Source organism: Mannheimia haemolytica, assembly GCF_004342115.1.
Classification (GTDB): domain Bacteria; phylum Pseudomonadota; class Gammaproteobacteria; order Enterobacterales; family Pasteurellaceae; genus Mannheimia; species Mannheimia haemolytica.
On sequence record NZ_SMAC01000016.1, the window covers coordinates 58388 to 64448 of the forward strand.

General features: G+C 37.7%; 6 protein-coding genes. All 6 read left to right on the forward strand.

Annotated features, from left to right (window positions below; genetic code table 11):
- Entirely contained in the window at nt 1-1593 is a 1593-nt protein-coding gene (locus tag EDC41_RS07410; RefSeq protein WP_235658935.1) for an L-lactate permease, read from the forward strand.
- A gap of 9 nt (nt 1594-1602) precedes the next feature.
- Complete coding sequence (locus EDC41_RS07415; RefSeq protein ID WP_006252410.1) at nt 1603-1818, forward strand: hypothetical protein; 216 nt, start codon at nt 1603-1605, stop codon at nt 1816-1818.
- Nucleotides 1819-1858: 40 nt separating this feature from the next.
- A complete protein-coding gene (locus EDC41_RS07420) occupies nt 1859-3094 on the forward strand; it encodes a M20 family metallo-hydrolase (protein ID WP_006252411.1) in 1236 nt (411 codons plus the stop codon).
- Nucleotides 3095-3193: 99 nt separating this feature from the next.
- On the forward strand, nt 3194-4573 hold the full coding sequence (gene allB / locus EDC41_RS07425) for an allantoinase AllB (protein ID WP_006252412.1): 1380 nt from the start codon (nt 3194-3196) through the stop codon (nt 4571-4573).
- Nucleotides 4574-4575: 2 nt separating this feature from the next.
- Complete coding sequence (locus EDC41_RS13515) at nt 4576-4731, forward strand: hypothetical protein (RefSeq protein WP_006252413.1); 156 nt, start codon at nt 4576-4578, stop codon at nt 4729-4731.
- Nucleotides 4716-5933: an NCS1 family transporter gene (locus EDC41_RS07430; RefSeq protein ID WP_006252414.1), complete on the forward strand. Its 1218-nt coding sequence runs from the start codon at nt 4716-4718 to the stop codon at nt 5931-5933. Before EDC41_RS13515 ends, EDC41_RS07430 begins: the two co-directional genes overlap by 16 nt.
- Nucleotides 5934-6061: the final 128 nt, after the last annotated feature.

Below are 6061 nucleotides of genomic sequence, written 5' to 3' on the forward strand. Positions count from 1 at the left end.
GTGAATTTTTTTATGTGGTTTATGGCGTTATTGCCGATTATCACATTGGTTATTTTAATGGTTAAATTCCAATGGGGAGCAACAGAAGCTGCTCCTGTTGGATTATTAATTACCATTATTTCAGGCATTTTTTTATACAAAGCAGATGTTACATTAATTGCAATTGAATCAGCAAAAGGGATTTGGTATGCATTAATTATTTTGTTAATTGTTTGGACTGCGGTATTAATGTATCAAGTCAGTGACGCTGCAAAAGCCTTTTTAGTCATTCGTTCGGAAATGAGTAAATTATTCCCAAACGAATTATTACTGGTATTGGCAATGGGCTGGATTTTTGAAAGTTTCTTACAAGGTATCACAGGTTTTGGTGTGCCTGTTGCGGTGGGTGCTCCACTATTAATTGGGATTGGTGTTCGTCCATTATGGGCGGTAGTATTGCCATTGCTCGGTCAGGCTTGGGGTAATACTTTCGGTACATTAGCGGCTGCTTGGGATGCTTTAGCAGGCTCAGCTGGGCTTGAAATTGGTAATGAAAAATACTTTTTAACAGCACTTTGGTCTTCTGCATTCTTATGGTTTTGGATTGTCATTACAGGCTTAGCGATTGCGTGGTTTTATGGTAGAGGCAAAGCGCTGAAAAAAGGCTTAGTAGCCACCTTAATTATTGCCACTATTCAAGGTGGTGGCGAATTGTTACTTAGCCAGGTAAATACAACAATTTCAGCGTTTATTCCTGCTTGTTTGTCAATTTTAGCGATTGTGCTTATCAGCAAAATGAGTATGTATAAAGAGGTTTGGCGTGTGGAAGAGAGTCCAATTATGGATAGAACTAAAACCACCGAAACGGAAGAAGCCTTGCCAAATATGAATTTACTGCAAGCCTTTATTCCGTATATTGTGCTATCAGTAATGACATTGGCAATTCTTGTTATTACGCCAGTGAATCAGTTCTTATCACAATTTAAATTTGGCTTTGCATTCCCTGAAACAGTAACAGGCTATGGCTTTTTGAATAAGGCTTATACCTCTTATTCGCCTATTGCCATTTTTACTCACGCAAGTATGTTCTTATTTATCTCTTCAATTATTGGCTTGATTTATTACCAACGTAAGGGCTGGATAGCCAAAGGAGGAACAAGAGCAATTTTTGCAAAATCTATCTCGATGACAATGCCATCAGGCATTGCGGTAGTAGGCTTAGTGATTATGTCGAAAATTATGGGGGGGACAGGGCAAACCGCCGTGTTGGCTGAAGGAATGGCTGCGGTATTAGGTAAAACGTATGTGATTTTATCACCATTTATTGGTTTGTTAGGTACTTTTATGACGGGTAGTAATATGAGTTCTAATATTTTATTTGGTGACTTTCAAATGACGACCTCTAAACTCCTGAATGCGAATTCAGCTGCTGTGCTTGGTGCCCAAACTGCAGGCGGCGCTATTGGCAGTGCAATTAGCCCAAGTAAGATAATTTTAGGTACGACAACGGCTAATATTTTAGGTAAAGAAGGCGATGTGTTAAAAACAATTATTTGGATAACGTTACTTCCTATTTTATTAATTGGCGTTGTGGCTTATTTTGCTTCACTTTAGGAGGAGTTTATGACAGTAAAATCTACATTAGAAAGTAGTTTTTTTAAAACTAAAGCAGGCAAAATGACTCTTGCTTTCATTGTGATTATGTTAGCGTTTGCATTGATTATGCTTGGCATTTATCAAGTGAATAATGTCTTTATTCATATAGGATTTGTGCTAATGTTGGTGGCAATGTTATATTCGCCAGTTGATGTATTTATTCTAAATCGTAAGAAAAATTAACGTATGGCGAAATATTTTCGTTTATAAAAAGGAATAAAAAATGGAACGAATTACTCAGCGTATTACGCAAAATTTAGAAACTTTAAAACAATTTACTGCGACACCAGGTAATGGTTGTACACGTTTACCATTCTCACCAGAGGCGAGAAGTGCGGTAAATTATTTAAGAGATTTAATCGTGGAAGTTGGTCTTCGTGTGAAAGAAGATGAAGCTGGAAATATTTTCGGTATTTTAGAAGGCGAAGAGCCCAATTTACCCTGTGTGATGTCTGGTTCTCACTATGACAGTGTGCTTCATGGTGGCGATTATGATGGTATCGCAGGCGTGATTACGGCACTGGAAACGGCTCGTTTATTGAAAGAAAGCGGAAAAAAATTTAAACGTAGCTTTGTCGTTGCAGGCTTTAATGACGAAGAAGGTATGCGTTTTGGCACAGGTTATTTTGGATCGGGTGCAATGTTAGGGCTTCGTGATGCAGAGTATTGCAAAAAATTCTTAGATAAAGATGGCATTTCCATTTATGAAGCAATGCGTAATTATGGTTTAGATCCAGAAAAAGTTCAAAATGCAAAATGGGAAGAGGGCTCAATCGGCCACTTTATTGAAACCCATATTGAGCAAGGACCGGTGTTAGAAAATCAAGGGCTTGAAATTGGTTTAGTAACGGGTATTGTTGGCTTACATCGTCATATGTTTACGGTTCATGGGCGAGCAGATCATGCAGGCACAACCCCAATGGATATGCGTTTAGATGCCATTGATGTGGCAACTAAAGTGATTGCTAAAATTGCAGACTGGGCAAGAGAGAAAAATGATGGCACTGTAGCGACGGTTGGCTATATGAATGTTCTACCTGGTGGGATTAACATTGTGGCAGAAAAAGTGATCTTTAGTGTTGATATTCGTTCTTTAAATATGGCAAATATTGAAGATATTACGGCAAAAATTGATGCAGCATTAGCGGAGGAAACTAAAAAAATTGGTTCGAGATTTGATAAAGAGACAAAATTGGTTATTCAACCCGTTAAGCTATCTGAAAAAATGTTAAACATTTTAGAAGAGGCTACTAAAGCTCGTCAATTCAGCTATAAACGCTTGCCAAGTGGAGCTGGGCACGATTCATTAGAAATTGGGCAAAAAATTCCAACTGTGATGATTTTTGTTCCAAGTAAAGAGGGTCGTAGCCATACTCCAGTAGAGTTTACTGAGTATCACTATTTCTCAAAAGCAGCGGTATTACAACAAGAATTAGCTGAGCAATTATTAGACGAATAATATTCAAATGAGGGGATTTGCAAAGTTTTTTTTAAATTTGACCGCTTGTAAATTGCCTATAAATTTTAATACAAACACAACTATAAGGAGTATTTGACTATGTATGATCTCATCATAAAAAATGGGAAGATAGTCTTATCCGATACCGTTTTCAACGGTAATATTGCCGTTAATTCAGGTAAGATTGCTGCTATTTTAGAAGAAGGCACAGAGCCAGATGCAAAAGACGTTATTGATGTTAAAGGAAATTATGTTTTTCCAGGGGCAATAGATACTCACACCCATCTTAATGACCCAGGTTATGAATGGCGTGAAGATTATGCACACGGTACAGCCGCCGCAGTTGGCGGATATACCACCATTATTGATATGCCTGTGCAAAATGAGCCTGCTTTAACTAATGGCAAAATATTTGATGCCAAAATGGCTAAAGTATCGCCAAATGCGTATGTCGATTACTGTTTCTGGGGTGGTTTAGTACCAAGTAATTTTGAGCATTTAAGTGAATTAAATGATAAAGGCTGTGTCGCGTTAAAGTCCTTTATTGGGCCTGTTTCTCCTGATTATGCTTCACTTAACTATGGTCAAACTGTTGAGGCAATGGAAATTATCCAAAAATTTGGTGGTCGTGCAGGTTTTCATTGCGAAGATTTTTCCACCATCAAATGGCAAGAGCAAAGAATGAAAAACGAAGGGCGTTTAGATTGGCGAGCATTTTTAGATTCCCGTCCGTTTATTGCAGAAATGCTTGCCACCATTAATATTATTGAAATTGCTAAAGCGACGGGCTGTAAGGCGCATATTTGCCACGTTAGTCACCCAGACGTTGCTCAAAAAATTAAAGACGCTCAAGAAGAGGGCTATGATATTACCGCTGAAACCTGTGCACATTATCTCTGCTTTAGTGAAGATGATGTGATTGAAAAAGGGGCGTTGTTCAAATGTGCTCCGCCACTTCGCTCAAAATCTGATGTTGATCGTCTATGGAATTATGTGGTAGATGGGACATTTAGCGGCATTAGTAGCGACCATTCTCCTTGTTCTTATGATGAAAAGTACAATGAAATTTTAGGTCAAAAAATTAACAATGTATTTGATGTATGGGGCGGGATTAGTGGCATTCAAAGTTGTGTACAAGTGGCTTTCTATGAGGGTTGTATAAAGCGTGGAATATCTCCAACTGTATTGGCAAATGTAATGGCAAAATTACCAGCTAAAGCGTTCGGTATTTATGGTCAGAAAGGCGATATTCAAGTTGGATTTGATGCAGATTTTACGATTATTGACCCAAACAAGGAGTGGGAAATCAAAGCGGAAGATCTGCAATATGTGAATAAAATCTCCGCTTATGTGGGCAAAAAAGGTCAAGGTTTACCAGTTTGCACCATCGTACGTGGTAAAGTGATTGCTCAAGATGGGAAACTCACCGACAGCAAAGGTTTTGGAAAATTTATTACTAAAACAAAACAAGGAGCATAACAATGCAACACAACACACAACTTAACCCTGAGTTAGCAAAAGAAGTAAATGTTGACTTACAGCCAACCAAAGAACGCATTATGGATAACTTTTCCTATTGGGCAAGTTTTTTGGTGGCTGTGTTTCTATTGGTACATTTTCTATGGGGGCAAGCCTGATTGGAGCGTTAACGATAACACAAGCGATTATTGCAATGTCGTTTGGTTGTATTGTGATTGCTATCGGCCTTGTGCTAATTGGCAATGGCGGGCATAAATATGGTATTCCATTCCCAATCCAACTACGAAGCTCTTTTGGTACAACAGGTGTAAAAATTCCTGGTATTTTACGTGGTGTCCCTGCAATCGTTTGGTTTGGATTCCAAAGTTGGGTGGGGGCAGGTGCTATCAATATGTGTTTAAAACTGTTGTTCGGTTTTGATAACTTGCCTGTTGTTTATGTGCTATTCACTGTTCTTCAAGTTGGCTTATCCATTAATGGTTTTAAAGGTATTAAATGGTTGGAAAATGTTTCTTGTGTGTTCCTCATCGGTATTCTTGCTTATATGCTTTATGTTGTGAATACAAAATTCTCTGTAGAAATAGGCGAGCGCTTTGCCAATATTGAAGGCACTTGGGGAATGCCATTCTGGGCTGTAACTACAGCATTCTTGGGTATTTATTCAACAATGATTTTAAATGCTTCCGATTATTCTCGCCACGTTAAAAAAGGAACAACCCCAACAGCAACAGGTGTGATTTATGTATTATCAATCCTCCCTGTAACCTTATTTATGGGTTTAATAGGGTTGTTAGTTACGGCAGCTACAGGCAATAGTGACCCAATTGAAGTATTTGCAACTGCAATGGATAATAAATTTTTAACAGTAATAACGTTATTATTCATTGCTTTTGCACAGGTTACGACAAACGTGTTGAATAATATTGTTCCGCCATCTTACATTTTAATGGATTCATTTAAAATGAAATGGTCGCATGCCACCATTTTAGTGGGCATTCTTTCTATATGTGTAATGCCTTGGAAGTTGGTAACTGCTGAATCAGCAGATGGATTATCTTTGTTTATTAAAATTTACTCGGCATTCTTAGGCCCTATTTTTGCGGTAATGGTCGTCGATTACTACATCTTAAGAAAACGTACTTTAAACGTAAATGACTTATATAATAAAGAAGGTATTTTCAAAGGGATTAACTGGGCTGCAATCATAGCTATTACAATTGGTTCACTTTGCTCATTGATTGTGGTTGATCTTTCTTGGTATGTGAGTTTACTTCCTTCTGGTTTAAGCTACTACTTTCTTATGAAAGTATTGAAAAGTTCAGCATCTTTCCGTAAAGGGACAGTGCTAGAACATCAATAAGATGACAAGCGGTAAAATTTATTAAAAATATTGTCAGTAATAACGAGTAACAAAAATTACTTATCTTTCAATCTATTATAAGTGATTTTTATGTAAACGTTCCGAAAAAATGCAAAATGTTCCGAAAC

What these genes read in the sequence shown, in the direction of transcription:
- allB (WP_006252412.1), top strand. Translation starts at nt 3,194, where the DNA reads ATGTATGATCTCATCATAAAAAATGGGAAGATAGTCTTATCCGATACC.
- EDC41_RS07415 (WP_006252410.1), top strand. Translation starts at nt 1,603, where the DNA reads ATGACAGTAAAATCTACATTAGAAAGTAGTTTTTTTAAAACTAAAGCA.
- EDC41_RS07430 (WP_006252414.1), top strand. Translation starts at nt 4,716, where the DNA reads ATGGGGGCAAGCCTGATTGGAGCGTTAACGATAACACAAGCGATTATT.
- EDC41_RS07420 (WP_006252411.1), top strand. Translation starts at nt 1,859, where the DNA reads ATGGAACGAATTACTCAGCGTATTACGCAAAATTTAGAAACTTTAAAA.
- EDC41_RS13515 (WP_006252413.1), top strand. Translation starts at nt 4,576, where the DNA reads ATGCAACACAACACACAACTTAACCCTGAGTTAGCAAAAGAAGTAAAT.